Origin of the sequence: Sneathiella sedimenti, from assembly GCF_017313765.1 — a bacterium.
Lineage (GTDB): Bacteria > Pseudomonadota > Alphaproteobacteria > Sneathiellales > Sneathiellaceae > Sneathiella > Sneathiella sedimenti.
In genome coordinates, this window is sequence record NZ_JAFLNC010000002.1 from 368,821 (window position 1) to 394,125 (window position 25,305).

A 25,305-nucleotide genomic window follows, 5' to 3' on the forward strand; every position below is an offset into this window, starting at 1 on the left:
CAGGTTCGATGAAACTATCTTCTTATGTCATAGATTTTCTTGCCAGCAAGGGCGTCACCCAGGTTTTCGGCATGTCCGGCGGGGCGGCCGTGCATCTGTTGGATTCCGTCTCAAAACACCCGAACATAGATTTCACCTGTTCCCAGCATGAGCAGAGCGCCGCGATATCCGCCGATGGTTACGCACGGCGGACCGGAAAGCTGGGAGTTGCAATTACAACAAGCGGGCCTGGCGCCACGAATCTCCTGACCGGAACCTGTTGTTCCTTCTATGACAGCGTACCAACCCTGATGTTGACGGGACAGGTGGCCTCGCACCGCTTAAAGGGTGATCTTGATATTCGTCAGCGTGGATTTCAGGAAACGGATGTCGTCTCCATTTTCGAGACAGTGACTAAATATGCGGTGCAAATCAAGAAGCCAGAGGAAATCCGCTATTGCCTCGAAAAAGCCTATTATATGGCGTTTGAGGGGCGACCGGGCACGGTTCTGATTGATATCCCGGATGATTTTCAGCGCGCCGAGATTGACCCCGGTACACTCGCGGGATTTACACCGGAAGCTTTACCTGCACCGGACATTGAAGCGCCCCTTCATAGCGTCATGGAGAGGTTTTTCGCGGCCGAACGCCCGGCGGTTATTCTGGGCGGTGGTTTGAAAACCCCTGAATGCGGCCATGATCTTGCGGCTTTATGCGACAGGCTTGGCGCGCCAGTTCTTTCAAGTTGGGCTGCCGTTGATCTTCTGCCCCATAACCACCCCCTTAAAATCGGCAGTTTTGGAGTCTATGCGCCGCGCATCGGGAATTATGTCGTGCAGAACGCAGACTTTTTGCTGTGCCTGGGTTCGCGCCTTTCCCAGAATTTGACGGGCGGGATCCTGCCGTCTTTCGCACGCGCCGCCGAAATTGCCATGGTAGATGTCAGCGTCGGCGAAATGGACAAGTTTGATGGATTTGGCATTGCGGTCTCCCACCGGGTTGCCGCCCGCATGGAGGATGCCCTGCCGATTATCGACGAATATGCAACGCATAAATCACCGGCATTTACCGGATGGCACAGCCAGATCGCTCAGTGGAAAGATCGTTTTGGCGGTGAGAATTATGATCCGGAACCAAAGCCGGGAAGTGTCAATGCCTACCAGTTTATTGATGCATTGTCCGGGTTCGTGCCCGCAGGCGAGACGATTTTTGCCGATACGGGGGGCAACCTGACCTGGACCTGTAATGCCTTCCAGTTCAAGCACGGCCAGCGTCTTCACAGCGCCTGGAACAATACGCCCATGGGATATTCCCTACCTGCGGCCATTGGTGCGGCGGCGGCGGAGCCTGATGAGGCGTTCACTTGCCTGATCGGAGATGGGGGACTGATGATCTGCCTGCCCGAGCTGGCAACGGTCGTCAAACATCAGATGAAACTCCGGATATTCCTTTTTAATAATCATGGGCACGGGATCCAGAAACAGACGCTGGAGACGTGGCTCGGCGCCAATTACGTCGGCGTGCATGGACCGTCCGGCCTTGCCTTTACCGATTTCCCTGCCGTTGCCAGCTCCATGGGGCTGAAGACCGTCACCATTGACGATCCGGCGCAAATGCAGTCGCAGCTTCGGCAGGTATATGCGGAAACGGGTCCCGTTTTTGTCAATGTCGAGATCAATCCGGACCAGCGGCTTTATCCGGTATTGAAATTCGGCGCGGCCCTTGAAGATCAGCTTCCGGCCCTGGATGAAAAAGTTCTGGAAGAAGAGATGGTCATCCCGAGATATTCCGGATAAAGATGGCACCCTCCGATAATTCGTTAAACGGGAAAGCATGCGATGAACCTAGCGGAAAATAATCTATTCGAAGCCTTGCAGACTACCTCCGCTCTGCATGCACGGACCAGCCCTCTCTATAAGCTGCTGGATGCCTGTTGCCTTGATTTTATCAAGAATTCCGCCTTTACGTCAGCAGACGGAGAGCCGGTCCCGTTCGGGCCATTCGGGAATCTGATGATGCCTTATCAGAAAATGGGTGCAATCGACTCCCTTGATCTCTTCGGGCTGGACGAGCTGATTTTGTTCAGCTTCTATCATGCAAATAAGGATCGCTATAAAACGACCGTTGATATCGGTGCAAATCTGGGTTTGCATTCGATCCTTATGGCGAAGCTTGGCTTCGCGGTCACGAGCTATGAGCCGGACGACAGGCATTTTGACTGGTTGAAAGGCCGGCTGGAAGTAAATGGGGTTACCGGGAACGTGACTCCGGTCAAGGCGGCTGTTTCCGATACCAACGGGCAGGCGGAGTTTATCCGGGTTGAGGGCAATACAACAGGTAGCCACCTGGCGGGTGCAAAGAGCAATCCCTATGGCGATCTCACGAAATATATGGTCGAGGTCAAAGCCGCTTCAGATGTTTTCAAGGGGGCGGAATTTGCGAAAATCGATGCGGAAGGCCATGAAACGGTTATCCTGAAAGCCATTCCGGCAGATTACTGGCAGGCTCTTGATGCTATTGTCGAGGTCGGTACACCAGAAAATGCCGTTGAGATATATGAGTATTTCAGCGGTCTTGGGGTGAATCTCTTCTCCCAGAAGAAGGGATGGCAGAAAGCGGACGGTCTGGAAGACATTCCGACGTCCTATAAGGAAGGCAGCCTCTTTATCTCCAGCAAATCACGCATGTTCTGGGGATAGGCTGGAATGCCCCAAATTATACGTCAAACTGGCTTCGCCGGTTTAACAGGAGCCGCTTGAGGGCCGTAAAGAAATGTGCGGCTTTCTCCAACTTTCCGGAATTGAGATGATGCCGCCCGTCTTTCAGGCGCACGGCGCCGCCATCTTCAAGACGTTTGAGGCGAATGCGGATCAGGCGATCGTCATTGTAGATTAATTTGAGCTTATCGATGTCGACTGAGCCTCCCTCGGCGTCTATTTCCCGAAGCATGCGGATGCGCAGGGAAGACTCCACTGCCTGCGCCAGATTGAGATAGATGAACCACCACATCAGGGCGATCCCGAGTGCGACGACGATCGCATAAATATCAACGGGTGAGATGACTGAGGCGAGGACCAGGGGAAGCCCGATCAGCGTGATCAGAAAGCTAGCCATATAGCCGAGCAGCCGTTTGCCGCTCAAACGGGCGATCAGTAGATCACATATAGCCGCGATGATGAGAATGATGACTATAGCCATAAAAATTGTCATCATGACCTAACCCCTTTCACGGTCGATACGCAAAAGCCGGGTATAGACGGAGAGGATCCGGACTATCCATTGGGATCGGGTTGTCAGGGAAATAACTCCCTCCCGTACGACAACATCACCGGTGGTTTGCAGCGCCTCCAGCCGTGCTCCAACAAACGGATGGGCCTTGATAAAGCTATCCAACTCCTGATCAGACAGCCCTTTCGGGCCAGCCGCCATCAGGGCCTTCACAATGGCGAGGGTAGGGGAGTCATGCACGACACCGATCAGGATCAGGCAATAGACCGCGACAAAGCTTTCGATGAACACCACCGCGATAACGAGATGCTCAAAAGTGAGGTCGATGCCGGTCAAAAGAAACAGGCAGGTCATCGTGAAAAGGCTGCCATTCAGCAGCAGAATGGCCATTTGATAGATGCCTTTACCATGGCGTCGCCGACTGGAAAAGACATGCAGACACAGCCCGGTCACAATCGACAAGATCAGCAGGAAAAAGACATTCTGGTACATGGTTAGGCGCCGCCCTGCTGTAGTTTATCCTTCTCGCGGGTAACGGCATTTACCGCATCGCGATAGAGAAGGAAGGGGATAACGCCGAATACGGCCGTGAGCAGAGTCAATGTTCGCATCAGCAGGAAGACGGAGCTATAGGCCGTGTTTGTGGCTTGATCCTCCAGCAGATGGGCGATCTGACCAAATGCAGCCTCGCCGATGCCCAGGCCGCCGGGGGAAATGGGAATGGCGTTGGCGAACAGGCCGGCGACACCGGATACAATATAGCCGATCCAGGAAAGACCCGTGATGTCCATAGCGCCGCCCAGCAAATGCAAGGATTCGAGGACCAGTACATACTGGAAGACGGAGAGTGCGACCGCCGCAACAAGATCCATTTTGCGGTTCCAGTATTTTTCAAGCGCACCAACGACAGTTTTGAAAATCCGCATCAGAATCCGTTCCACCGGCCCCGGCATGAGGCGTATCAGGGAAATAAATATTCCCTGGAATTTTACGGCGGCAACCAGGCCAAAAAAAGCGAGGGCCAGACCGGTAACGACAATAACCCCGATCCAGAACTGAAATTGTGATGGGATCAGCGCCAGTACCGCGAGTGAAATGACGAGGAGGCCGACAAGGCCGGTCAAGCGATCGACAAGGCTGCTCATCATGATCGCACCGAGCTTGTCCTTGTGCAGACGATAGGCGAGGCCACCGCGCACGAAATCCCCGCCATAGGCCCCGGGCAGGAAGACGTTAAAAAACTGGCCAATAAAAGTGAAGTTCAGGGATTGCAGATAGCCGATTTCGGCGTGCAGGGCGCGCATCAGGATCTGCCACCTAAGCGCGCCGATAAAGACAGTAATAAGCAGGCAGGCAAACGCGAAGAGAACCACCCCAGGTGCAGAGAGCGCGTTGGCTAGCAGACTAAAATCGATAAAATCGAAATGGATCAGGGCGATAATGCAGCCAATTCCAATGACGACTTTGAGAATTGTAAAAATCAATCTGCCCGTTTCCTTTCCCGCCTATGCGAGCCCTTAAAACGGGCCGGTAAACCAGTTTCCCGGTACGTCGTGGGCGGCCCCCCGGGCATTTAAAATCGGCTCGATCGACACATCCCGATCCGTCATGTCCCCAATTCTGGCCGCGATATGCTCGGCCCGTATATGGTAGTCTTTTGTCAGCGCCGGACTGGTCGACTCCGAATAATCCGGTGCCGTTAAGCGAGCAGGGGGGAGCGTCAGGTCCCTGAAGCAGGTCTCCGTGATATGCGCCATGATTTCGGCCGCAATGCCGAAGCTCTTGAAACCCGTGTCCAGCACCAACAGCTTACCTGTCTTCTTCACTGATTTCTCGATCTTCGGCCAATCGATGGGCGAAATGCTTCTCAGGTCAATCAGGTCGCAGGAAATGCCTTGCTCTTTCAAGACATCGACGGCATGCAGCGCCTCAATCGTCATGTAGGAGACGGAGACAACGGTCACAGCGTCTCCTTCCCGCAGAAGGTTAGCCTCGCCGAGCGGAATAGGCTTGTTGGTATCGGCAGCTTCCGTCTGGGCGTTATGGAGCCAGCGATGCTCTAGGAAGATAACCGGGTTGGGATCGAATATGCTGGAAAGAAGCAAGCCCTTTGCGTCAGATGCGAGCGCCGGCATGACTACCTTCAATCCCGGAATATGGGCAAACCAGGATTGCAGGTTTTGGGAGTGGGTCGGACCCTGACCCCAGCCGCGCCCCAGGATCATCCGGATGGTGATCGGGACACTGCGCTTGCCGCCAAACATGAAATGCCATTTGGCCGCATTATTGACCAGCTGGTCCATGGAAAGAAGCGCAAAATCGAGCCTTTGGTGGGTCAGAACAGGCTTGAAACCGCCGAGTGCGGCACCAATGGCAATGCCGGTCATGGCATTTTCTGAGGTTGGCATGTCAAAGACACGCTTTTCCCCGTACTTTTCCTGTAGATCCAGAGTTGTCCCGAAAACGCCTTTCGGGTCAGGAACACCAAGACCGAAGACAAGAACGCCGGGATCCTCGGCAAGCGCCTGATCCAATCCGTCACGAATTTCATTGGCAAAGCTGCGCATAGTTTAGAGCGGGCCTCCCGTCATTTGGTCTGCGAAGACATGCATGTCAGCCTCTTCGGCGGGCGGAAATTCAGAAGATCGCGCAAAGTCAAAGGCGGCGTTCACTTCCGTATCAATTTCCTGTTGCATTGCGTCAATTTCGCCCTGAATTAATCGACCGTCAGCGAGGGCCTTGCCCTCAAAGAGCGAGATCGGATCACGTGCGGTCCATTCTTCTATCATCGGATCAGGGCGATAGCCGAGATCATCATCATAATTCGGCCCGCAATGTTCCCGCCAGCGGAAGGTCGAGAATTCAAGAAAGGCAGGTCCGCCGCCAGCCCGGATTTTCGTTATTGCATCAGACATGACTGCATGAACCGCTGCAACGTCATTACCGTCTCCCGATGCCGTATGAATACCGTAGCCGGCGATCTTCTCATGGATTTCCCGCGCTGTAGGCTGGCGGACTTCGAGCGGGGAATAGACGGAGTAGAAATTGTTTTCGCAGATAAACAGTACCGGCAGGTTTTTCAGGGTCGCAAAGTTGAGGGCCTCGTGAAACACGCCAGTCTCGACAACGGCATCACCCAGGAAAATACAGGCGATATCATCTCCGCCCTTTATCATCAGGCTATAGCCGAGGCCAACCCCTACGGGCACCGTGCCGCCGACAATCGCTGTTGAGCCCATAAAACCAACGGCCTCGTCAATCAGATGCATGGAGCCGCCCTTGCCACGGGCGCAGCCGGTCACGCGGCCATAAATTTCGGCAATCATCGCGTTCAGGCTTCCGCCTTTTGCGAGATAATGCGCATGTGCCCGGTGACCGCTGACGGCAAGATCGCTGTGTCGCAGAAGCGCCCCAGCAGCGGCAGAGACAGCCTCTTGTCCACTGGAAAGATGGGTCGGGCAACGCATTTCCTGCTCGCTGTAGCGCGCGGCGATGGTTTCCTCAACAGTGCGGATACGGCGCATGCCATGGGCCAGTGATTTGGTCAGCTCTGGTGTCATGGGATAAACCAGTAGTAGTCGCCTGTGTAGCCGATCTCTTTGAAAAAGGCCTTCCACCCATCGACATGGAGGATTGTCTTGGCTGTCAGGTTCCAGGCCTGCATGCGTTCATATTCCTCATCCGTGCGATAGGCATCTACCGTGATGAAGGATTTACCGCGAGACACCCGCTCAATCTCCTGCAGGGCTTTTCCACAGTCCTCTTTTTCGAGATTGTGAACCGTGTTGACGGAAACAACGACATCGAAGCTGTTATCCTCGAAGGGCAATTTCCGTGCGTCGGCGACGGATACGAAATCACGAACGCTCTCGATGCTGTTCTCAATGGCATAGCCAGACACATCAATGCCGCGCACCGTAATGCCTGGGATGAGCGTCATCAGGTCATGAAGCATGAAACCCTTTGCGCAGCCCACATCCAGAAGGCTGGAAGAGCCCGTAAGGCCGAAATGTTCCTGAAAGGTCGGCACGACGGGCTGCCAGAACCGCGCATTATACGAAAAACCGCCGTAGCCGTGGCGCCTGTCTCCATCGAAAAAAGCCTTGCCGAACTGTCGGGCGATGGCGCGATCTTCTTCGGTCTTTTCATTTCCCCGCTGTGTTAAGTCCCGCTTTGTCTTCGGGTAATTTACCAGCAGATCGATTTCCTGTCCCATCGTTGACCTTGTTTCCTTATCTCATCAAATTTGAGTGTGTTACGGCTTATGAATATAGGATTGCGGCAGCTGTTTCAGTGCCTCAAGATTATTCCTGACCCACTCGACGGTCTCGGAAATTCCGTCGTCGAGCGAGATTTCGTCAGACCAGTTCAAGGAGTCACGAAGCTTGGAATCATCCAGACTATAGGTTTGGTCCTTGCCTTGGCGTTCGCCGACGACCTCGATCATGTCGGCCGGATCTACGCCGAGGGCAACACAGATCTTTTCCACCAGATTGCGGATACTAATCAATTCAGGGGTGGAGATGTGGTAACACTCGCCTAGCTTTCCATTGAGGGCAATTTTTAGGGTCGCGCTTGAAACGTCATCGATATGAATAAAAGAGCGTTCCGAATGTCCGCCGCCATGAAGCTGAAGCTTCTGACCGGTGAGCGCATAAAGGATTGTGCGCGGAATAATGCGATAGAGCTGCTGCCCGGGGCCATAAACATTGGCCGCCCGGGTATAGGTGACCGGAAAGTCGTAGGCCTTGAAAAAGCTGTTGAGGCTCATATCCGCCGCCGCGCGGGAGACGGCATAAGGCGTGCTCGGGTTCAGGACGTGATCTTCCCTGACAAAGCCAGAGGTGCTGCCATACACCTCCGGTGTCGAGATATGAACATATTTTTCGAGGGTATCGAGTTTACGAAGGGCATCATGCAGCAATACGGTGGAAAGCGCGTTGGTACGGAACCAGTCCCCGGGATTTGCCCAGCTTTCTCCCACCATGCTTTGGGAGGCGAAATTCACCACATGGGAGATATCTTCCGCCACGACAAGGTCGACGATCTTTTCGAGATCGTTGTTCAGGTCAAGCTGGTGAAACTGGAAATTGTCTGCCTTACCGGACCATTTATAGGGAAGGAAGGCGTCATGGGGCTCGGCAGATCGGCTCGCGCCCTGCACGGTAAAACCGGATTTCAAGAGATGGGCGACGAAGCTTGCGCCGGAAAAGGAATTGCTGCCAAGGACAAGAAAATTCTGGGTCATGAAAAACTACCGGTCTGTCTGGCGTGGTTCCTGTGAATACGCGGGCCATAAAAAATCATTTATTAACTACATCTTTGAGGAGGGGACGTCCATTCCTTTTGGCCCTATTTTTCCGTCATGAGTGTTATGGCCGCCGCATCAACCGACGTCGTCGCCAGGCATGCTTGGAATTGACGAAGACGCAATTGCCGGGTCTCCTCCATCGACCAATAGGAGGGCACCGCCGAGATAAGCGCCTGTGCCTGTGGCCTGTCGCGGATTTCCTTCTGTGCATCGGCAAGCGCCGTCACATTGCCGATATCCCGATGATACAGGTGATTGTGAAAGCTGTTCATATGACCAACGAAATGCGGCAGGATCTCAGTACTGAAATCCGTGATTTCCGGATCTGTCTTCAAGATCCTGTCTATTGCGGCGATATCCATTATATAGACCGCGCCATTGGCTAACCGGCCGATATCCGTTTTTGGCTTCTCAACGAAATCGATGACCCGCTTTTCCTTATCAAGGGTTACGATGCCACAACTTTGCGGGTCATCTGTCTCAAAGGTCATCATGGTGAGCGCGCAGTCTTTTGGTCGATTTTCAAAAGAACGTCGAAATTCCCTGACATCAAAGAGGGTGAGATTGTCTGCGTGCGCCATAAGCAACGCATTATCGGAATATTCCTTGCGGAATGTCTTCAGCGTACCTGCAGTCCCTAATAGTTCGGGTTCCTCGAGAAACCGGACATGGCGTGCATAAGGGCTGGTTGAGACATACTCGCGGACGAGTGGTGCCAGATAATGAAGATTGATAAAAATTCGATCAATGCCACCGGAAATCAGCATCTCCAGCCAGAGTCCAAGCAAGGGACGTCCATGAATTGGCATCAGGCATTTCGGCAACTCCGATGTGAGCGGCTGCAATCGGGTGCCGAGTCCGGCGGCGAGTAATAGTGCCTCCATCCTCCCGCCTTCCGTTAGAGTACGCCGAGTTCGTGGCGGATTTCATCAACGCTGAGCGGACGGTTGCCGACCGTCGCCACCTGACATCCCGACGCGACGGAGCCGATGTAGGCGGCTTCCCATATGGATGCGCCGCTGGCCAGCGCAAGCGAGGCGGAGACCAGCATGGCATCACCTGCACCCGCAGGGTCCTTTGGCGAGGAGCACAACGCCGGAAGACGGTCTGTCATCCATTTGCTGTTGTCCGGATGGGTCGTCTGAATCAGCGTTCCTTCCGCACCGAGTGTGAGGAGAATATGCTCCGGCTGGCATTTGTGGGCAAGCGCCTCGGCGACGGCAACAAGCCCGATATCATGATCCTGTATGGCGAGCCGTGCCTCGATCTCGGTGGGTTTGAGCAGAAGCATCTTCTCAAAGCGGGCGATATTGCCGATCTGGGAGGAAGACTGGCTGTCGGCCACCATGGGAATTCGTTTCTCCAGGCAGTAGGCAGATATACGATTGACCAGGCTTTGCGGTAAAACCCCGTAATTGAAGTCAGAAAATATCAGCAGGTCCAGATTGCTTGCCATAGCCTTGAAGTGATCGAAAATCTGGTCTTGCAGAACCTGATCGATGGCGTGTTGTTTAAGCTTGGAAACACGGAGCAGTGTCTTACCGGCACTCCGGAACCGTTGCTTGAGTGTCGTTGTACGGCTTGGGTCGCGGGCGATTATGACATCGACGCCATAGTCTTCCAGCTTCTTCTGGCTGTCGGTTGCCTCATGATCGTCGCCGCAGACCGTGAGATAACTGGTTTTTGCCCCAAGCCCCTTTGCATGACTGGCGACGATTCCGGCTCCGCCGATAAATTTCTGCTCCAGCACCGGTGTGACAACAACGGTTGGATCCTCGCGGGAGAGGCCGAGCACATCGCAGGTAATATATTCGTCAACAATCAGGTCGCCAATGACCAGCACACTCAAATCATTAAACCGGTCGAGAATGGCAGAGAAATCCTCTCCCTTTATATTGTGTCGATTCAAATAGTTAGCTGATGATTTTAAATTAAAGTTTGAGGTTGGTCGCTCACTCTCCGCTTGAATGAGGTCAATTGAGGAAAAGACTGCATCACCGGCGCTGAAGAGGAGCTTGCCGCCATAAACCGCCAACGCATCACGCTCCGGATTATGAAATTCCTGATGTTCTTTGCCCTTTACGACGAGGTCCGGGCGGATCGCATCAATGGCCGTCGCAAGGTCATCTTCAATTATAAAGGAATAGTCGACATAGCTGATTGCGGCAATATTCTCGAGCCGGAGATGCGCCGGCACCAAGACGCCCAGCCTGTCGTCCGCATTCACGGCGACCACAAGGATGTCACAACAATCTGCCGCGAATTTTAACAGCCGGAGATGTCCCGGATGGACAACATTGAAATTGCCGCTGACCATGCCGACTTTGCTGTTTGAACCATGTTCTGCGCGTAATGCGGCGATCCGGGAGGCGTGGTCATTCAGGCTTGCTGTCATCTTATTCCCCAAGGGATGGATTGATTTCCAATAGGGGGCGCATGACGCGGCCTGCCTCCAAGTCATCCAATGCGACATTGACATTGTCAAGGCTGTAGCGCTTGGTAATCATATTGTTGAGTGGCAGATTCTGATCTACCGCCATTTGGTAAAAGCGCGGAACGTCCTGGTCGGGCCGGGTTCCGCCGCCCCAGCTGCCCTGAATCTGCTTGCCATTGACCAATTCGAACGGATCTATGGAAATTTTCTGGCCAGCTGCGGGGTGAGAGGCAAAAACGCAGCGGCCGCCATTGCGCCGCACAGCATTGAAAGCAAGCTCGATAGTTGCCGTATGTCCCGCAGCATCGAGAGCGTAGTCCGCCCCTGTTGAATCGGTCAGCGCCATGACTTGTTCCAGGATATCGGAATCGCTGCCGTTGAGCGCATGTGTCGCGCCGAGCTTTAGCGCGGCCTCGCGTTTTTCCTCTTTCACGTCGATAGCGATCAGCTTTTTTGGCCTGTGGCAGCGGGCGTACATGAGTGCTATGGCGCCAATACCGCCAATGCCAATGACCACAACCGTATCGTCCGGTGAAATGTCAATCTCGTTGAGCGCCAGACCGGCGCCCGTCGGAATCGCACAGCCGAATAGCACGCCGAGATCCATGGAGAGGCCTTTCGGAAGGGGAGTGATCCGATTCTCCGCGATAATGGCGCGTTCATTGAAGGTGGTGATGCCGCCGGAATTGATGACCTGACCGCGCCAGTTATACAGGGCGCCCGGCGCGTCCATTCCCGTTCCGCGAATCCAGCCGAGAATGACCTTGTCACCGATCGCTACTTTGCTGACACCGTTTCCCGTTGCCCGAACAATGCCGGTGGCTTCATGCCCGAGCAGGTGAGGCAGATATCTGTCTTCCCCGCGTTTGCCGCGGACTTCCATAAGCTGGCTGTGGCAGACCCCGCTATAGGCAATCTCGACTTCAACCTGACCGGGGAGGGGAGCGGGGATATCAATTCCGTCGATTAAACGCAAGGGTTTTCCGGTTTCGAAAAGAACAGCGGCCTTCATGTCGACTGGTTTTAAACCTTTTTATTTCAATCAAATTTGGTCCGGAGGCGAGATCGCGATGACAATAACAGCAGTCCGCCAAGATTGAAACCTACTCTATACGCTAACAGGGATTGTAATTGATACAATAAAGTCAGTTTCGCTCTGGCAATTAAATCGCAGTGATTGTAAATCTTTAAGGAACCGGAATGCCCGGCCGGAGAATCGGGCAATGAGTTTGTAGTCTTTGGAAGGACGAGTGTGATGAAACAATTTTTCTATCTGGCGATGGTCGCGACCTTGGCCCTGTTTATCAGCGCCTGTGATACCCGTTTGCAGCCGGTTTACAACGCAGAATCGATCGCGATACCGGTAAAATTGCAGGAAGGTCCCATTGGCAATATTGAGGCAATTATCAAAACCGCCGCGATTAACCGTGGTTGGAGCGTGTCGGACGCCGGTCCGGGCGTAATCAAGGCGACGTTGAAAAACCGCACCCATGTAGCTGTTGTCGATATTCGTTATACCAAAGAGAGTTATTCAATTAACTACGTCTCCAGCGTGGACCTTTTGTATAATGGGGAGAAAATTCATCGGAACTACAATAAATGGATTCGTACCCTAGAAAATGATATCAACAAGAGCCTGAACGTCGCCGCCCTTAAAGCTTAAGGTTGTTTTGATGGAAACGGGAATTTCATTTTCGGTTCGGCAATGGTCTGCCTGGGCGCCGTCACTTGATAGTCCAGAGGCATGGCGTCTCTGGGCTGACGGGGACACAGATATTCCCAAAGGGGAGGCAGTACCGGATGTGCGGGACCTGCCGGCAGGACAGCGCCGGCGCCTTTCCCGGCTGGGTAAAATTGCCCTTCGGGTCGCTATGGATGTCGAGGCCGAAGAAACTCCCCGCGTCGTTTTCAGTTCCCGCAATGGCAATGTCACGGAGATGCTGTCGTTGCTGAAAAGCCTTGCGGTGGAGGACCCAGTCTCTCCCACCGGATTTGGCATGTCAGTGCATAATTCCCTCGCCGGAATGCTGTCCATCGTCAGCAAAAACCGAGAGTCGCATACGGCGATTGCCGCCGGCGGGGAAAGCCTGTGCCTGGGACTGATAGAGGCGATTACCTCTTTGAAGGAAGACCCGACTTCGCCGGTATTGCTGTTGCATGCCGATGAGACGCTTCCTGATTTCTACGCACCGTTTCAGGAGACGGATATGCCCGTTTGCGCCCTGGCGCTGCTTGTCGGAGGAGCGAAGCCTGGGGAAGAGGCGTACTCGCTCGGGTTTTCCGGGATCCAGACACGGGTTAAAAAGGGAGATCCATTGAAGAGCTTTATCCGGTTTTTGCTGCGAGGGGACGCTGACTGGAACTGGTCTGGTGCGGAAGGCGATTGGTGGTGCAGACGTCATGCTTGAACGGATGAATTATGTCTGGCGGTTGATCGGGACGGGGCTCGCGTTTACCTTTTTCGGTCTCGGCGGCATATTTATGACCGTTTTTGTCTTTACGTCCATTGCTCTCTTTACCAGAGATGAAACAACCCGTATCCGGCGGGTGAGAAAAACCATCTATTATGCCTTCCGTGTTTTTGTCTATCTGCTGCGGGTTGGCGGTATTATCGATTCCCGATTTCACGATACGGAAAGGCTGCAAAACGTCCGGGGCGCCCTTATTGTCGCCAATCATCCCTCCCTGCTGGATACGGTCTTTCTCATGTCCCGGATGCCGGATGTCCAATGTATCGTCAAGCATGAGTTATGGGACAACATCTACCTTGGCGGTGTAATGCGTGCGGCGGGTTATATCCGCAATGATGGTGATGCGGAAAAGATGATGGCCCAATGCGAGAAGACATTGAAAAATGGGCAAAATATTCTGGTTTTCCCGGAAGGGACCCGCTCGGTACCGGGGCAGGCGCTTAAATTCCAGCGGGGGTTCGCGAATATCGCGATGCATTTCAGCGCCCCGATCCAGCTCGTTACCATAATCTGCAAGCCGTCAACCTTAACGAAAGGAAGTCCATGGTACGCTATCCCGTCGCGCCAGGCCCGCTTTGATATAACCTTTAACGAACAACTGGACATGGCCGATTATCTGAGGCATGAACCGAGATCATTGAAAGTACGCAAGCTGACGCGCGAGCTGGAGCAGTATTATATTGGAAAACTCTGCAATGAATGATTTTGAATTGGAAATTAAGAAGCTGGTGGTCAAGACCCTGAACCTCGAGGATATCACACCCGAGGAGATTGACAGTGAAGAGCGCCTGTTCGTTGATGGGTTGGGCCTTGATTCGATCGACGCACTTGAACTTGGTGTCGCTATTCAGAAAACCTACGGCATTAAAATTAACGCCAAAAATGATGATTTGAAGGAGCATTTCGCTTCCGTGCGCAGTCTCGCCCGCTTCATTACATCCGAAAGGAAGGAACTGGGGGCATGACCCGCGACGAGATTTACGAAAAACTCCGCGAATATCTGGAAGATATGTTCGAGGTGCCGCCGGAACTGATTACCGAGGATGCCCAGCTTTATGAAGACCTGGATCTGGACAGCATTGACGCGGTGGATCTGGTGGTCAAGCTGCAGGATCTGACGGGGAAGAAAATCCCGCCGGACGAGTTTCGGACAGTACGCTCCGTGGGTGATGTGGTGGACCGGGTTCATGCCCTCTTGGCGGCGTAAAACAAGACCGCTGGACCTACTGCTCGTCCTGATCAGTATTGCCTACCCCTTCATCGTCTATTTCGGGCTGATGAAATTCTCTCCTTTGGTTGTCGGGTTGGCGCTTGTCGCTTTCTTGATCCTGCGTCTATTGTTGCACAGGAGACGGCACCCGCGTAAGTCGGAATTCTGGATTTATCTGGCCGTTCTGGGCGCGGTTGCGGCCCTGTTGGCGATCAATGAAATGTTGGCGATCAAGGCCTATCCGGTACTGATCAGCCTTTCATTCGCGGCCGTCTTTGGGTATTCCCTGATCTATCCGCCGCCAATCATTGAACGGATTGCGCGAATGATGGAGGGCGAGCTCGATCCACAGGCTCTATGCTATACACGCCACGTAACGGAAGCCTGGGTCATATTCTTCCTGGTAAATGCTTCCATCTCGCTGTGGACCGCACTCTATGCCGACCTCGCTACATGGACGCTTTATAACGGGTTTATTTCCTACCTGTTGATTGGACTGATGTTTGGAGGCGAGTATCTCCTCCGTCGCCTCGTCAAACGTAAAAAAGTGAGTTGACCGTTGTTTATCCCGTTTTCGAAGTTGTTATCCTCTGATCGTGACGGCGAAACGCCCGTCGCACAAACCTCCTCAGGACTGAAAACATTTGACGATTTGCGCCGTGAAACTGCAGATCTTTACGTCCGGTTAAAGGAACAGAATATCCGCGAGGTGGTCCTCGCCTCGACAAGCAGTTATGCCTTCGCCACGGGATTTCTGGCCGCGCTGCACGCGGATTGTCATATTATCGTGCCGCCCAATGCCCTGCCGGGAATGCTGGCACATTTCGTGGGCAGAGACTGTCCATTGCTCTCCGATATCGAGGGGGCAGGAGGCGCTTACCAGTTCCTGATTGATGGATCAATCGGAAGGGCTGTTGACTTCTCGGACCTTGATCCCGCTCGCGCATGTCTCGATTTTTATACCTCCGGCTCCACCGGCGCGCCAAAACGGGTCCCCAAGAAACTGTCTCAGGTCGAGAATGAGTTACTTGTCCTTGATCAGCGATGGGGAGGCGCGCTTCAAGGGTCCGCAACACTTGGTACCGTCAGCCACCAGCATATATTCGGGCTCTATTTCAAGCTCCTGCTCCCGTTGTGCGAGGGGCGTCTGTTCTTCCCGGATACGTTCGAGATTTGGGAGGAATTGCTCGCGGCGGCACCTCCCGGCGCCTGCTTGGTGTCGAGCCCCGCACATCTGACGCGAATACCGCCGTTCGATCCATTGCCGGATGCGGAAAAATCGCCGGTAATCTTCACAGCTGGCGGACCGCTGCCATTTGAGGCTGCACAGGATGCGCGCGCGAAATTCGGGCCGTTGCCGACGGAAGTTTTCGGCAGTACGGAGACCGGCGGTATCGCATCTCGACAGCAGAAAGATCCGCGCACGCCGTTTACACCACTTCCTGGTATGCAGACCCGGATCGATGGGCAAGGGCTGCTCAGTGTAAAATCGAACTACACTGATGATGAAGACTGGGATGCTACCAACGATATCGTTGAACTGCTTGAAGACAGCAGCTTTATACTGGCTGGGCGCGCCAACCAGTTCGTCAAGATAGAAGGCAAGCGCATTTCGCTTGCCGAGGTGGAAAAATACCTGACCCGGTCAGAATTTGTGACGGATAGCGCGGTGTTTATCCTCAAGGACGGGAAGGAAACTCTAGTCGCTGTCGTTGAGTTGAGTGTGTCCGGCTGGCAAACGCATCAGGAAATCGGAGCCTTTCGCCTGAGCCGGGCCCTTCGGCGCGAACTTTCTCCAAACCTCGAGAATGCGGCGCTGCCGCGACGCTGGCGCTTTGTGAAACGATTGCCTGTTAATGCACAAGGCAAGCGTCAGCAGGCGGCAATGAACGAACTATTTGCCGGTCCCGGCGGGGCGAACTAGACTGTGCCGATCATGACTGTACATTCCGAAACAAAATGGTCCGACGGCCGCAATTTCCCTGAAATTCGTGCAGAGCGGCGAGACGGCAATATCATTGAGTTCGACCTGTTTGTGGGCGCGAATCTATTCCAGTTCCAGGGCCATTTTCCGAACGAGCCGGTGCTGCCCGGGGTTGCCCAGATTGATTGGGCGGCACGGCTTGGGCAACAGCATTTCGGGATTAATGGGCCGATTGCGCGTTTGGGCCAGCTTAAGTTTTCGCGGCTTGTCGGGGCAGACAGTCTTCTCCACCTCCGTCTGGAATGGAACAACGAAAAGCAGCGTCTTCTCTTCTCCTATCGGGAAGGGGATGAAACCTGCTCTTCGGGTTATTTTGAACTGTCGACGCAATGAGTTTTTCTCTCGCGGCCATTGTGCCGAGCTATAATCATTATCGTCATATCGGCAGGGTGATTGAGGCCCTGCAGGCGCAGAGTCTTCGCATTTTCATCATCGACGACGGCAGTCAGGAGCCGGCGAAATCTGCGCTCGAAAAATTTCATGATCCGGCGCGGGGTGTTACCCTCCATAGTCAGCCTGAAAATGGCGGAAAAGGTGCCGCTGTGATGGCGGGATTTAATCTTGCCGCGGCCGAGGGCTTTACTCACGCCCTGCAGATCGATGCAGATGGGCAGCATGACATTGACGCCCTGCCGGCCCTCATCCAGCTTGCGACAGTCCATCCCGACTCGCTCATCAGCGGCCAGCCGATCTATGACGAGACAATCCCCGCATCCCGGAAGTTTGCCCGCTGGATTACGCATATCTGGGTCTGGATCGAGACGCTTTCGACGACCATCACGGACAGTATGTGCGGATATCGTATTTATCCGCTGGCCGCTGCGACCGAGGTTATCAATCGTGAACAAGTCGGGCATTATATGGACTTCGATACGGAGATCATGGTGCGGATGAACTGGCGCGGCACCCCGGTCCGGATGCTGCCGATCCATGTAACCTATCCCGAGGACAATATTTCCAATTTTCGTCTCGGGGCAGATAACTGGCTGATCACCAAGATGCATACGCGGCTTGTGTTCGGCATGCTCTGGAGATTACCGGAGATTCTACGCAACCGACGACGTGGTCCGAAGGAGCCGCGCCATTGGGGCCGAGTTAATGAGCGGGGCGCCACACTCGGCCTGAAATTACTCTTTGCGTTTTATCGTATAGCTGGTCGACGGTTTTGCTGGTATGCGATGCAGCCCGTGCTGCTGTATTTTTTTGTGACCAGCCGGGAACAGCGGAACGCTTCCCGCATTTACTGGCGGCGTCTATTTGCCACGCGAGGGAAAGCGGAGGAGCCAAGCCTGCATCAACTCTGGCGGCATTATCGCTCCTTCGGGTCAATGGCACTCGATAAGCTGGCGGCCTGGCTCGGCGATATTCGCAGCACCGATATTTTGGACGATAATCTGGGCGAACTCGACAGGCTGGCAGTGCGTAAACCCGGCATCCTTGTGGTGACGTCGCATTTAGGCAATGTGGATATCCTGCGCGCGGTCGGCGCTGCACGCGGGATTGATAATATTACCGTTTTTGCCCATACGCGTAACGCCGTCCGGTTTAATCACATCCTCAGTAAGGCTAATCCGGCAGCGACCGTCGATATCATGGAGGTTCAGGATATTGGCCCCGCTACATTGATCGAGCTTGAAGAGAAATTGGCGGCCGGTAACTGGATAGTCATTGCCGGCGACCGGATACCGCTGGAAGGCGGCAAACGCATCCGCAATCTGGATTTTCTGGGGGCACCGGCCCCTTTTTCGGAGGGGGCGTGGATTATTGCCGCCTTGCTGGGCTGTCCGGTTTATGGGCTTCATTGTCTTCGGGATGGAAAGAAGTACCGCATCCTGTTTGAGAAGATTACCGATCGTGTCATTCGGCGGCGGGCGCCAAATGACGGTCTGGAGGCACCGATGACGGAATATGCGCGGATCTTGCAGGAAAATTGCCAAGAATATCCGGAACAATGGTACAATTTCTATGACTTCTGGGCCATTCCGAAGCAACAAATTGAAACAGATAAGAATCTCAAGGAAACAATATGATATCCGCAGATATTATCCTGAAATGTCAATTTTATGATCTCGATCCGATGGGGATTGTCTGGCATGGAAATTATGCGCGGTATTTCGAGCAGGCACGCTGCGCGCTTCTGGACAAACTGGATTACAATTATGTGCAGATGAGTGAAAGCGGCTTTGCCTGGCCAATTGTCGATATGCGCATCAAATATATCCGTCCCATCCGCTTCGGCCAGGAAGTGCGGGTGGCGGCTGATCTCGCTGAATATGAAAACCGTCTCAAAATCAACTACGAGATTACAGACCTGCTTACAGGAGAGAGGTTGACCCGGGGATTTACAATTCAGGTGGCGATTGATAAGAACTCGGAGGAAATGTTGTTCCAGTCACCGCCAATTCTGTATCAAAAAGTTGACGCTCTGTTGTGTTAAAAACGCTCCGCCTGTTCATATTTGCCCTAGTTATTGTGGCCGCGATCCCGGCCCAATCGGCCCCGTTGACACTGAATGACGGGGAAGCCGTAATGGGCCGATTTGAGCAGGCCCGGTATTTGCGTGGCTTCGACAAGCCGATTCTATCAGAAGGGGAATTTTTTCTGCTGCCGCGATCGGCGCTCATCTGGCAGACGGAAAAGCCGTTTTTCAGTCGGATGATCATTGATGAAGAGGGGCTCAGTCAGGCTATAAAAGGCGCAGAAGTGACGCGGCTCAGCTTCAAGCAGTTTCCGGGGTTTAAGTTGCTGCGCGATACTCTCGAAAACAGCCTGAGTGGGAACTGGGCGCCCCTTGAAGAAATTGCCGGAACGAAGCTTCTCCCCGCGGATGGGAAATATTCACTCCGTTTCTCGCCAAAAACCAGCGGCCTGACACTGCCCTTTGCTTACCTTAATTTCGAGATAGGTGATTTTCTGGAGTCGGTGGAGATCGTGAAAAGCAATGGCGACCGTGATGTGATCACCTTTTCAGAGCAACAAGTGGCGCCGGCGGCGGACGTCAGGGCGAAGGCTGAAAGCAGCAAGGAAAAACAGCCGTGAACCGCGCGGGCCTGTTGATTTATCTCGCCTTGCTATGCAGCGCCGTGGCGATAATCGGCTGGCGTTTGCAGGATGGACTGCCGCTAGATACCAATATCGTAGCGATGCTTCCCCAGTCGGAGGATGCGGAGTGGGTCACCCGGGCCGAAGCGGCGGAACGGTCTCAAGGGTCAAACCAGTTGATCGTCCTTGTCGGTCATCAGGACTTTGAAACCGCCCGTTCTGCGGCGCTAGACCTCGGCAAGATGCTGGAAGAAAACAGCATCGTCAAATTGATCCAGGACCAGCCGCAGCAGTCGACACTGACAAGCTTGAACGAGTTACTTTTTCCCCATCGCACAGGATTGCTTGGGGAGGGGGATCGCCGTCTGCTTGCCGCCGGGCAAGAGCAGGTTCTCATTGATCGGGCGCTAGTACAGATACTGTCCCCGCTTTCCCTGGCAGATGCGGAATTGATCCGGCGCGATCCCTTTTTGCTGCTGCCCAACTACATTGCCGCGAGTACGGAAAACAGGTCTAAACTCCTCAGTCGCGCTAATGTTCTGGCCATTCAAGAGAGCGGAAAATGGTTTGTTCTGGTCCGGGGAAATCTCGTTGGAAATCCGTTTGACAAGGGATTTCAGTCGCGTGCGCGCAGTGTCTTTGATGACGCGGGAGGCAAACTAGAGAAACGCTACGGAGATATTCAGCTCCTGAAAACAGGCGCTGTTTTTTATGGCGAGCATGCCTATCGGCAAGCGGAGGACGAGGCCGGCTTTATCGGCATGATTTCCCTGATTGGCATCGTTATTCTGAACTTCCTCGTTTTCCGGAGCTTTCAGCCTCTCGCGCTCAGCCTTCTGGCCATCGCCTCAGGCATCGCGGGGGGGCTGGCCGTCACACTCCTGTTCTTCGGGACCTTGCAGCTTCTGGCGCTGGTATTCGGCGCAGGATTGATCGGCATTTCCGTGGATTATGCGTTCCATTATTTTTGCGAACGCTTCAATCAGGCGTCATCTGTCCCGGCAGCACGCGCACGGGCAATCCGCTCCGGCCTGACATTGGGGCTTGTGAGTTCGGTTTTGGGCTTCATCACGCTCGCCCTTACGCCTTTTCCGGGGCTACAGCAGATTGCCCTGTTTTCCGCCTCCGGCCTGACGCTTGCCTATCTGACCGTTCTTTATGCCTTTCCCTATCTCGATCGCTCGGCACCCTTTCGTCATGGCGAGAAGTATCTCAAATTTTCGATGTTGCTTCATGATTTCTGGTGGCGGGCAGAGACCCGGAAATGGAGATGGCTGTTCGTGGCGCTTCTATTGACCGCGGGGGGGCTTGGCGCGATGCAGATTACCGTCGATGATGATGTTCGCCGGCTGCAATCGCTGCCGACAGATCTTCAGGCGGAAGAACAGGCGATCCGCCATCTCGCCGGTATTGAAAACCAGACCCACCGGTTCTTCGTGCGCGGGTCCAATCCGGAAGAGGTCTTGCAGGCCGAAGAGGCGCTTGCGCTGGACCTGGAGGCATTGCGGGCCAGCGGGGCTATCGGCAGCTATCGGATGATTTCCCAATTCGTACCCTCGAAGACGCGGCAGCTTGAAAACCAGGCGTTGGTCGATGATGTATTGATGCCGCGTCTTGCCGAACATATGGCGGCAATCGGGCTGTCCGGCGCATCACCCTATCAGCAAGCCGAAAATGTCCTGACTGTAGATCAATTCACGGACGCCAATATGCCCGGGCTGTTCTCCCGCCTGCGGGTCTATAAAACACCAGGAATTGTGGTTCACGCGGTGTCGCTTTCGGGGGTCAAGGATACAGCGCGGCTCGCAAAGCTTGCCGAAAAGTCCGAGAATGTGGCCCTGATCAGCCAGGCCGATAGTCTCAGCAAGACATTTGGCGCCTATCGACTGCGGGCCCTGATTATGCTTGCGGTTGCCTATGTCGTCGTCTGGGTGTTCCTGTCGTTGCGCTACGGTTTTATCGGCGCGTTCAAGGTCATGATCCCGTCGATGGCGGCGGTTGCCCTTGCGCCCTGTCTGATTGCCCTGATGGGGGAGCCGTTTACCTTCTTCAATGCCATGTCCTTGATGTTAATTTTCGCCATCGGTCTTGACTACGCGCTCTTTAACCGCGAAGCCACAGGGGATCGCCAACGGCGTGCCATGCTGGCTAACGGACTGTCGACAATCTCGACCCTGCTGGCATTCGGCCTTCTGGCGTTGAGCGAGACCTTTGCGATCCATGCCTTCGGGATCACGATCCTTGTCGGGATCACCCTGGCGTATATTCTGGCGCCGCGCGCCGCCGATCTTGAGCATCCAATGACGGAGCCTTTGTAACATGACAGTCAACACCGATCATTTTGATGTAATCGTTATTGGGGCGGGTCCGGCAGGGGCGCTGGCGTCTATACGTCTGGCACAGGAAGGACTTAAGGTTTGTATCCTGGAGAAAAGTACGTTTCCCCGGTTCGTCATCGGCGAGAGCTTGTTACCGCAGTCCATGGTGTTTATGGAAAAAGCCGGCTTGTTGCCGCGGTTGGAAGCCGCGGGATTTCAGTACAAGGACGGTGCCAACTTCTCTGACGACAGGCGGTTTAGCTCGATCAAATTCTCTGATAAATTCTCTGAAGGACCGGCCAGCACCTATCAGGTGGAGCGGGAAAAATTTGATGCCCTTCTTGCTGATGCCGCCGTCGACGCAGGCGCTGACCTTCGGTTTCAACAGGATGTGAGAAGTGTTGAATTCGATCAGGCGGGCGCGGTGATCGCCGGGGAGGGGCCGGACAGCGCCTTTCGCCATACGGCGCGATTTCTTGTAGATGCCAGCGGGTATGGCCGGGTTCTGCCGCGACTGTTGAAGCTGGACGCGCCGTCGGACTTTCCGGTACGTCATGCGTTGTTCACCCATGTCGAGGAACAGTTGTCAGACCGTCCTTTCGATCGCAACAAAATCCTGATCACGGTTCATCCTACTTGCCGAGACATCTGGTTCTGGCTGATCCCGTTCGCGAACGGTAAATCCTCGGTGGGTGCGGTCGTGCCTCCGGAGGAACTTCAGAAATATCCCGGCAGTGCCTCGGACAAGCTCTGGGCCATAATTAACGAGACGACGGAATTACAGGATCTTCTGCAGGGGGCGAAGGAATTGCGACCCGTTGGTGAGATTTCGGGATATTCGTCGAAAGTATCCCGACTTGCCGGACCGCAGTTTGCGCTCCTTGGCAATGCCGGGGAGTTTCTCGATCCGGTGTTTTCCTCCGGCGTGACGGTAGCCTTTAAATCGGCGGACCTGTTGATAGACCCGTTGATGCGCCAGTTAAACGGCGAAACCGTGGATTGGGAAGCAGACTTCGCCCAGCCGCTTCAGCTCGGGGTGGATTGTTTCCGTGTTTTCGTGGAAGCCTGGTATCGGGGCGATCTGCAGGATATCATTTTCAATCCGCCAAGCGATGAAAACCCGATCAAGCAGATGATTGTTTCCATATTGGCAGGATATGCCTGGGATGAGAGAAACCCCTTCGTGACGCAGGGCCGACGGTATTTGGACATGGTGGCACAACAATGCGCGTAAGATATTTCCTGCTCCTCTTCCTGATCGGCGTGACGGCCTGCGCGGCAGCACCGGAGCATGAGGCCGATTTCGCGCCCTGGCAGTTGCCGGACGGACAGCCACGTGAAGTTGTCCAGATATTGAGCGGTCGTTATGGGGAGACCCCGTTCAGCTTGCAGGTTCGCATGAGCCTGACAGAGGAGAAGATGCAGATTGCCGGGTTGGATCAATTGGGACGGCGGGCTTTTGACATCCTCTGGGATGAGAAGGGCGTGCGGACCGGCAAGGCGGAATGGGTGTCAGAAGATCTGAACGCCATCGATATCCTGAAAGTCATTGTTGCCACCTACTGGCCGGAGAATGACCCGATGCAGACGCGGGTGGCGGACCGCGCGGCAAATCTTGAGACAACATATCAGAGCGTTCGCGAAAACGCCTGGAATGAAACGGTGCAAATCCGAGACCCGTCGGCGGATTATGAATTGACTATCGTTTCCTATGAGTTGGCACAATGACGGAACGTTATTATCTCAATGCGCTCGGCATGATCAACTCGCTCGGTTCAGGAAAGGTGGCAGTTAAATCTCATCTTTTCGCCGGAGATACCTCCGGGATGCAGCGTCAAGGTGGCTTCCTGCATGATGAGACGGTTATGGCAGGCGCGGTATCATGTCCTTTACCGGCGATTCCGGAAGAACTTGCCGGATATGACAGCCGCAATAACCGCATGCTACTGGCCGCACTGCAAGAGATTGAAGACGAAATACGCGCGGCTATCGACAAGTTCGGCCCGGACAGGGTCGCGGTCATTCTCGGGACCAGTACGTCCGGTATCAGTGATAACGAGCCCGGCATCGCCGAAAAAGTCCGAACCGGACATTTCCCGGAGGGCTTTGATTATCACCGGCAGGATAATGCCTCTCTCGCCCTGTTTGCGCGGTCCTACTTCGGCCTGTCGGGGCTGGCCATGACAATTTCCACGGCCTGCACCTCAAGTGCGAAGACGCTAGCCTCGGCCCGGCGGATGATGGCCGCGGGTCTTTGTGATGCGGCGATCGTGGGGGGCGCAGACACGCTGTGCCGCCTGACGATGAACGGTTTTGCCTCACTCGACCTGCTGTCTCCGGTTCTGTGTAATCCGTTCAGCAAAAACCGCAATGGCATCAATATTGGAGAGGGTGCCGCCGTGTTCCTGATGAGCCGGGAGCCGTCGCCAGTAGGTCTTGCAGGGATCGGGGAGACGTCTGACGCGTATCATATGAGTACCCCGGATCCGGAAGGGCTGGGCGCCTTTACGGCCATGCGAGATGCGCTGGATCAAAGTGGCCTCGCGCCCGAGGATATCGCCTATCTCAATCTTCATGGCACGGCAACGCAATTGAATGACAGTGTTGAGGCGAAAGCTGTCTATGAACTTTTAGGCGCGGTGCCTTGCAGTTCAACCAAGCCATTGACGGGCCACACGCTGGGCGCGGCTGGCAGTACGGAACTCGGCTTCCTGTGGCTGGCGCTGCAAGCGGAGGAAGGGATTTTGCCGCCTCATATCTGGGATCATGGGGTTGATCCCGATTTGCCGCCGTTAAATCTTGTGGAAACGGGAACGAATGTTCCCGATGCGCGTGCGATGATGACAAATTCCTTTGCTTTCGGCGGGAACAATATTAGCGTCATCCTCAGTAAAGAGATGGAATGATGCAAGCTTGCCCCTACGACATAACGGAAATTCTCTATCATGCGCCGCCGATGATCCTGATTGACGGGGTGGAAGCCTATGATGACAACACGGTTGCGTCCGTTGTGGAGATCACGGCGGATAGCCCGTTTCTAGAGAATGGCTCTGTCCCCTCCTATGTCGGAATAGAGTATATGGCGCAATCCATCGCCGCCTACAGTGGTATCAAGGCGCGCAACGCAGGTGAGGAAGTAAAAATCGGCTATCTGGTGAGTAGCCGGAGTATGACGCTTGCCTGCCCGGCATTTTCGATTGGCGACAGGCTTCAAATAAAAGTTGAGCTGGTTTATGACGAGACGCCTATGGCGGTCTTTGACGGAACGATCCACAGGGCGGAAAAAATTGTCGCCCAAGCTCGCCTTAATGTATATCAACCCTGAAAA

28 protein-coding genes are annotated in these 25,305 nt (G+C 54.3%); 18 read left to right on the forward strand and 10 right to left on the reverse strand.

The genetic code is table 11. From position 1 onward, the window contains the following. The first annotated feature begins 8 nt into the window (after positions 1–8). Both J0X12_RS06875 and J0X12_RS06880 read left to right on the forward strand, forming a co-directional pair. On the forward strand, positions 9–1,775 hold the full coding sequence (locus J0X12_RS06875; RefSeq protein ID WP_207043550.1) for a thiamine pyrophosphate-binding protein: 1,767 nt from the start codon (positions 9–11) through the stop codon (positions 1,773–1,775). Between the two features lie 42 nt (positions 1,776–1,817). After that, positions 1,818–2,678: an FkbM family methyltransferase gene (locus J0X12_RS06880; protein WP_207043552.1), complete on the forward strand. Its 861-nt coding sequence runs from the start codon at positions 1,818–1,820 to the stop codon at positions 2,676–2,678. A gap of 16 nt (positions 2,679–2,694) precedes the next feature. Here J0X12_RS06880 and J0X12_RS06885 read toward each other — a convergent pair whose 3' ends face one another. From J0X12_RS06885 to J0X12_RS06930, 10 genes are all read right to left on the reverse strand, one after another. Then, on the reverse strand, positions 2,695–3,192 hold the full coding sequence (locus J0X12_RS06885) for a hypothetical protein (protein WP_207043554.1): 498 nt from the start codon (positions 3,190–3,192) through the stop codon (positions 2,695–2,697). 3 nt (positions 3,193–3,195) lie between these two features. Continuing rightward, positions 3,196–3,699, reverse strand: a complete 504-nt coding sequence (locus J0X12_RS06890; protein WP_207043556.1) for a hypothetical protein — start codon at positions 3,697–3,699, stop codon at positions 3,196–3,198. A gap of 2 nt (positions 3,700–3,701) precedes the next feature. Further along, entirely contained in the window at positions 3,702–4,691 is a 990-nt protein-coding gene (locus J0X12_RS06895) for a lysylphosphatidylglycerol synthase transmembrane domain-containing protein (protein WP_207043558.1), read from the reverse strand. A gap of 33 nt (positions 4,692–4,724) precedes the next feature. Then, positions 4,725–5,774, reverse strand: a complete 1,050-nt coding sequence (locus J0X12_RS06900) for an alpha-ketoacid dehydrogenase subunit beta (RefSeq protein ID WP_207043560.1) — start codon at positions 5,772–5,774, stop codon at positions 4,725–4,727. A gap of 3 nt (positions 5,775–5,777) precedes the next feature. Then, the gene (locus J0X12_RS06905) at positions 5,778–6,767 is read right to left on the reverse strand and encodes a thiamine pyrophosphate-dependent dehydrogenase E1 component subunit alpha (RefSeq protein WP_207043562.1); all 990 of its coding nucleotides are present in this window, start codon (positions 6,765–6,767) and stop codon (positions 5,778–5,780) included. Next, entirely contained in the window at positions 6,764–7,423 is a 660-nt protein-coding gene (locus J0X12_RS06910) for a class I SAM-dependent methyltransferase (protein ID WP_207043565.1), read from the reverse strand. The genes J0X12_RS06905 and J0X12_RS06910 overlap by 4 nt, the downstream gene beginning before the upstream one ends. A gap of 39 nt (positions 7,424–7,462) precedes the next feature. Further along, positions 7,463–8,455 (reverse strand): GDP-mannose 4,6-dehydratase, encoded by a 993-nt coding sequence (locus tag J0X12_RS06915; RefSeq protein WP_207043567.1) that lies wholly within the window; start codon positions 8,453–8,455, stop codon positions 7,463–7,465. Positions 8,456–8,559: 104 nt separating this feature from the next. Further along, positions 8,560–9,402: a nucleotidyltransferase family protein gene (locus J0X12_RS06920; RefSeq protein ID WP_207043569.1), complete on the reverse strand. Its 843-nt coding sequence runs from the start codon at positions 9,400–9,402 to the stop codon at positions 8,560–8,562. A 14-nt stretch (positions 9,403–9,416) separates the two neighbouring features. Then, positions 9,417–10,913 (reverse strand): PfkB family carbohydrate kinase, encoded by a 1,497-nt coding sequence (locus J0X12_RS06925; protein WP_207043571.1) that lies wholly within the window; start codon positions 10,911–10,913, stop codon positions 9,417–9,419. Between the two features lies 1 nt (position 10,914). Continuing rightward, positions 10,915–11,928 (reverse strand): zinc-binding dehydrogenase, encoded by a 1,014-nt coding sequence (locus tag J0X12_RS06930; RefSeq protein WP_207043573.1) that lies wholly within the window; start codon positions 11,926–11,928, stop codon positions 10,915–10,917. 279 nt (positions 11,929–12,207) lie between these two features. Here J0X12_RS06930 and J0X12_RS06935 point away from each other — a divergent pair, with 279 nt between their 5' ends. The 16 genes from J0X12_RS06935 (at position 12,208) to J0X12_RS07010 (ending at position 25,302) form a co-directional block, all read left to right on the forward strand. Beyond that, entirely contained in the window at positions 12,208–12,615 is a 408-nt protein-coding gene (locus tag J0X12_RS06935) for a hypothetical protein (protein ID WP_207043575.1), read from the forward strand. Between the two features lie 10 nt (positions 12,616–12,625). Continuing rightward, a complete protein-coding gene (locus J0X12_RS06940; protein WP_207043577.1) occupies positions 12,626–13,360 on the forward strand; it encodes a beta-ketoacyl synthase chain length factor in 735 nt (244 codons plus the stop codon). Continuing rightward, entirely contained in the window at positions 13,323–14,126 is an 804-nt protein-coding gene (locus J0X12_RS06945; protein WP_207043578.1) for a 1-acyl-sn-glycerol-3-phosphate acyltransferase, read from the forward strand. The genes J0X12_RS06940 and J0X12_RS06945 overlap by 38 nt, the downstream gene beginning before the upstream one ends. Continuing rightward, positions 14,119–14,388, forward strand: coding sequence for a phosphopantetheine-binding protein (locus J0X12_RS06950; RefSeq protein ID WP_207043580.1), 270 nt, complete (start codon positions 14,119–14,121; stop codon positions 14,386–14,388). Before J0X12_RS06945 ends, J0X12_RS06950 begins: the two co-directional genes overlap by 8 nt. After that, positions 14,385–14,630 carry an acyl carrier protein gene (locus tag J0X12_RS06955; protein ID WP_207043582.1) on the forward strand — a complete coding sequence of 82 codons (246 nt, stop codon included), beginning with the start codon at positions 14,385–14,387 and terminating at the stop codon, positions 14,628–14,630. The genes J0X12_RS06950 and J0X12_RS06955 overlap by 4 nt, the downstream gene beginning before the upstream one ends. Continuing rightward, positions 14,611–15,189 carry a COG4648 family protein gene (locus tag J0X12_RS06960; RefSeq protein WP_207043583.1) on the forward strand — a complete coding sequence of 193 codons (579 nt, stop codon included), beginning with the start codon at positions 14,611–14,613 and terminating at the stop codon, positions 15,187–15,189. The genes J0X12_RS06955 and J0X12_RS06960 overlap by 20 nt, the downstream gene beginning before the upstream one ends. A gap of 24 nt (positions 15,190–15,213) precedes the next feature. Continuing rightward, a complete protein-coding gene (locus tag J0X12_RS06965; protein WP_207043584.1) occupies positions 15,214–16,557 on the forward strand; it encodes an AMP-binding protein in 1,344 nt (447 codons plus the stop codon). 12 nt (positions 16,558–16,569) lie between these two features. Next, positions 16,570–16,950: an ApeI family dehydratase gene (locus J0X12_RS06970; RefSeq protein ID WP_207043585.1), complete on the forward strand. Its 381-nt coding sequence runs from the start codon at positions 16,570–16,572 to the stop codon at positions 16,948–16,950. Continuing rightward, entirely contained in the window at positions 16,947–18,647 is a 1,701-nt protein-coding gene (locus tag J0X12_RS06975; RefSeq protein WP_207043587.1) for a glycosyltransferase family 2 protein, read from the forward strand. The genes J0X12_RS06970 and J0X12_RS06975 overlap by 4 nt, the downstream gene beginning before the upstream one ends. Beyond that, positions 18,644–19,054: an acyl-CoA thioesterase gene (locus J0X12_RS06980; protein WP_207043589.1), complete on the forward strand. Its 411-nt coding sequence runs from the start codon at positions 18,644–18,646 to the stop codon at positions 19,052–19,054. The genes J0X12_RS06975 and J0X12_RS06980 overlap by 4 nt, the downstream gene beginning before the upstream one ends. A 92-nt stretch (positions 19,055–19,146) precedes the next feature. Further along, positions 19,147–19,656: a LolA family protein gene (locus J0X12_RS06985; RefSeq protein WP_207043591.1), complete on the forward strand. Its 510-nt coding sequence runs from the start codon at positions 19,147–19,149 to the stop codon at positions 19,654–19,656. Continuing rightward, on the forward strand, positions 19,653–21,977 hold the full coding sequence (locus tag J0X12_RS06990) for an MMPL family transporter (protein WP_207043592.1): 2,325 nt from the start codon (positions 19,653–19,655) through the stop codon (positions 21,975–21,977). The genes J0X12_RS06985 and J0X12_RS06990 overlap by 4 nt, the downstream gene beginning before the upstream one ends. A gap of 1 nt (position 21,978) precedes the next feature. Further along, on the forward strand, positions 21,979–23,211 hold the full coding sequence (locus J0X12_RS06995; protein WP_207043593.1) for an NAD(P)/FAD-dependent oxidoreductase: 1,233 nt from the start codon (positions 21,979–21,981) through the stop codon (positions 23,209–23,211). Next, positions 23,202–23,705: a DUF3261 domain-containing protein gene (locus tag J0X12_RS07000; RefSeq protein ID WP_207043594.1), complete on the forward strand. Its 504-nt coding sequence runs from the start codon at positions 23,202–23,204 to the stop codon at positions 23,703–23,705. The genes J0X12_RS06995 and J0X12_RS07000 overlap by 10 nt, the downstream gene beginning before the upstream one ends. Next, positions 23,702–24,883 carry a beta-ketoacyl-[acyl-carrier-protein] synthase family protein gene (locus J0X12_RS07005; RefSeq protein WP_207043595.1) on the forward strand — a complete coding sequence of 394 codons (1,182 nt, stop codon included), beginning with the start codon at positions 23,702–23,704 and terminating at the stop codon, positions 24,881–24,883. Before J0X12_RS07000 ends, J0X12_RS07005 begins: the two co-directional genes overlap by 4 nt. Continuing rightward, complete coding sequence (locus J0X12_RS07010) at positions 24,880–25,302, forward strand: hotdog family protein (protein WP_207043596.1); 423 nt, start codon at positions 24,880–24,882, stop codon at positions 25,300–25,302. The genes J0X12_RS07005 and J0X12_RS07010 overlap by 4 nt, the downstream gene beginning before the upstream one ends. Positions 25,303–25,305: the final 3 nt, after the last annotated feature.

Bases quoted from the DNA above. Each gene is read 5' to 3' on its own strand.
- J0X12_RS06955 (WP_207043582.1), top strand. From the start codon at position 14,385: ATGACCCGCGACGAGATTTACGAAAAACTCCGCGAATATCTGGAAGAT.
- J0X12_RS06875 (WP_207043550.1), top strand. From the start codon at position 9: ATGAAACTATCTTCTTATGTCATAGATTTTCTTGCCAGCAAGGGCGTC.
- J0X12_RS06975 (WP_207043587.1), top strand. From the start codon at position 16,947: ATGAGTTTTTCTCTCGCGGCCATTGTGCCGAGCTATAATCATTATCGT.
- J0X12_RS06925 (WP_207043571.1), bottom strand. From the start codon at position 10,913: ATGACAGCAAGCCTGAATGACCACGCCTCCCGGATCGCCGCATTACGC.
- J0X12_RS06985 (WP_207043591.1), top strand. From the start codon at position 19,147: ATGGGCCGATTTGAGCAGGCCCGGTATTTGCGTGGCTTCGACAAGCCG.
- J0X12_RS06905 (WP_207043562.1), bottom strand. From the start codon at position 6,767: ATGACACCAGAGCTGACCAAATCACTGGCCCATGGCATGCGCCGTATC.
- J0X12_RS06915 (WP_207043567.1), bottom strand. From the start codon at position 8,455: ATGACCCAGAATTTTCTTGTCCTTGGCAGCAATTCCTTTTCCGGCGCA.
- J0X12_RS06900 (WP_207043560.1), bottom strand. From the start codon at position 5,774: ATGCGCAGCTTTGCCAATGAAATTCGTGACGGATTGGATCAGGCGCTT.
- J0X12_RS06995 (WP_207043593.1), top strand. From the start codon at position 21,979: ATGACAGTCAACACCGATCATTTTGATGTAATCGTTATTGGGGCGGGT.
- J0X12_RS07010 (WP_207043596.1), top strand. From the start codon at position 24,880: ATGATGCAAGCTTGCCCCTACGACATAACGGAAATTCTCTATCATGCG.
- J0X12_RS06890 (WP_207043556.1), bottom strand. From the start codon at position 3,699: ATGTACCAGAATGTCTTTTTCCTGCTGATCTTGTCGATTGTGACCGGG.
- J0X12_RS06920 (WP_207043569.1), bottom strand. From the start codon at position 9,402: ATGGAGGCACTATTACTCGCCGCCGGACTCGGCACCCGATTGCAGCCG.
- J0X12_RS06940 (WP_207043577.1), top strand. From the start codon at position 12,626: ATGGAAACGGGAATTTCATTTTCGGTTCGGCAATGGTCTGCCTGGGCG.
- J0X12_RS06880 (WP_207043552.1), top strand. From the start codon at position 1,818: ATGAACCTAGCGGAAAATAATCTATTCGAAGCCTTGCAGACTACCTCC.
- J0X12_RS07000 (WP_207043594.1), top strand. From the start codon at position 23,202: ATGCGCGTAAGATATTTCCTGCTCCTCTTCCTGATCGGCGTGACGGCC.
- J0X12_RS07005 (WP_207043595.1), top strand. From the start codon at position 23,702: ATGACGGAACGTTATTATCTCAATGCGCTCGGCATGATCAACTCGCTC.
- J0X12_RS06950 (WP_207043580.1), top strand. From the start codon at position 14,119: ATGAATGATTTTGAATTGGAAATTAAGAAGCTGGTGGTCAAGACCCTG.
- J0X12_RS06980 (WP_207043589.1), top strand. From the start codon at position 18,644: ATGATATCCGCAGATATTATCCTGAAATGTCAATTTTATGATCTCGAT.
- J0X12_RS06885 (WP_207043554.1), bottom strand. From the start codon at position 3,192: ATGATGACAATTTTTATGGCTATAGTCATCATTCTCATCATCGCGGCT.
- J0X12_RS06910 (WP_207043565.1), bottom strand. From the start codon at position 7,423: ATGGGACAGGAAATCGATCTGCTGGTAAATTACCCGAAGACAAAGCGG.
- J0X12_RS06935 (WP_207043575.1), top strand. From the start codon at position 12,208: ATGAAACAATTTTTCTATCTGGCGATGGTCGCGACCTTGGCCCTGTTT.
- J0X12_RS06960 (WP_207043583.1), top strand. From the start codon at position 14,611: ATGCCCTCTTGGCGGCGTAAAACAAGACCGCTGGACCTACTGCTCGTC.
- J0X12_RS06970 (WP_207043585.1), top strand. From the start codon at position 16,570: ATGACTGTACATTCCGAAACAAAATGGTCCGACGGCCGCAATTTCCCT.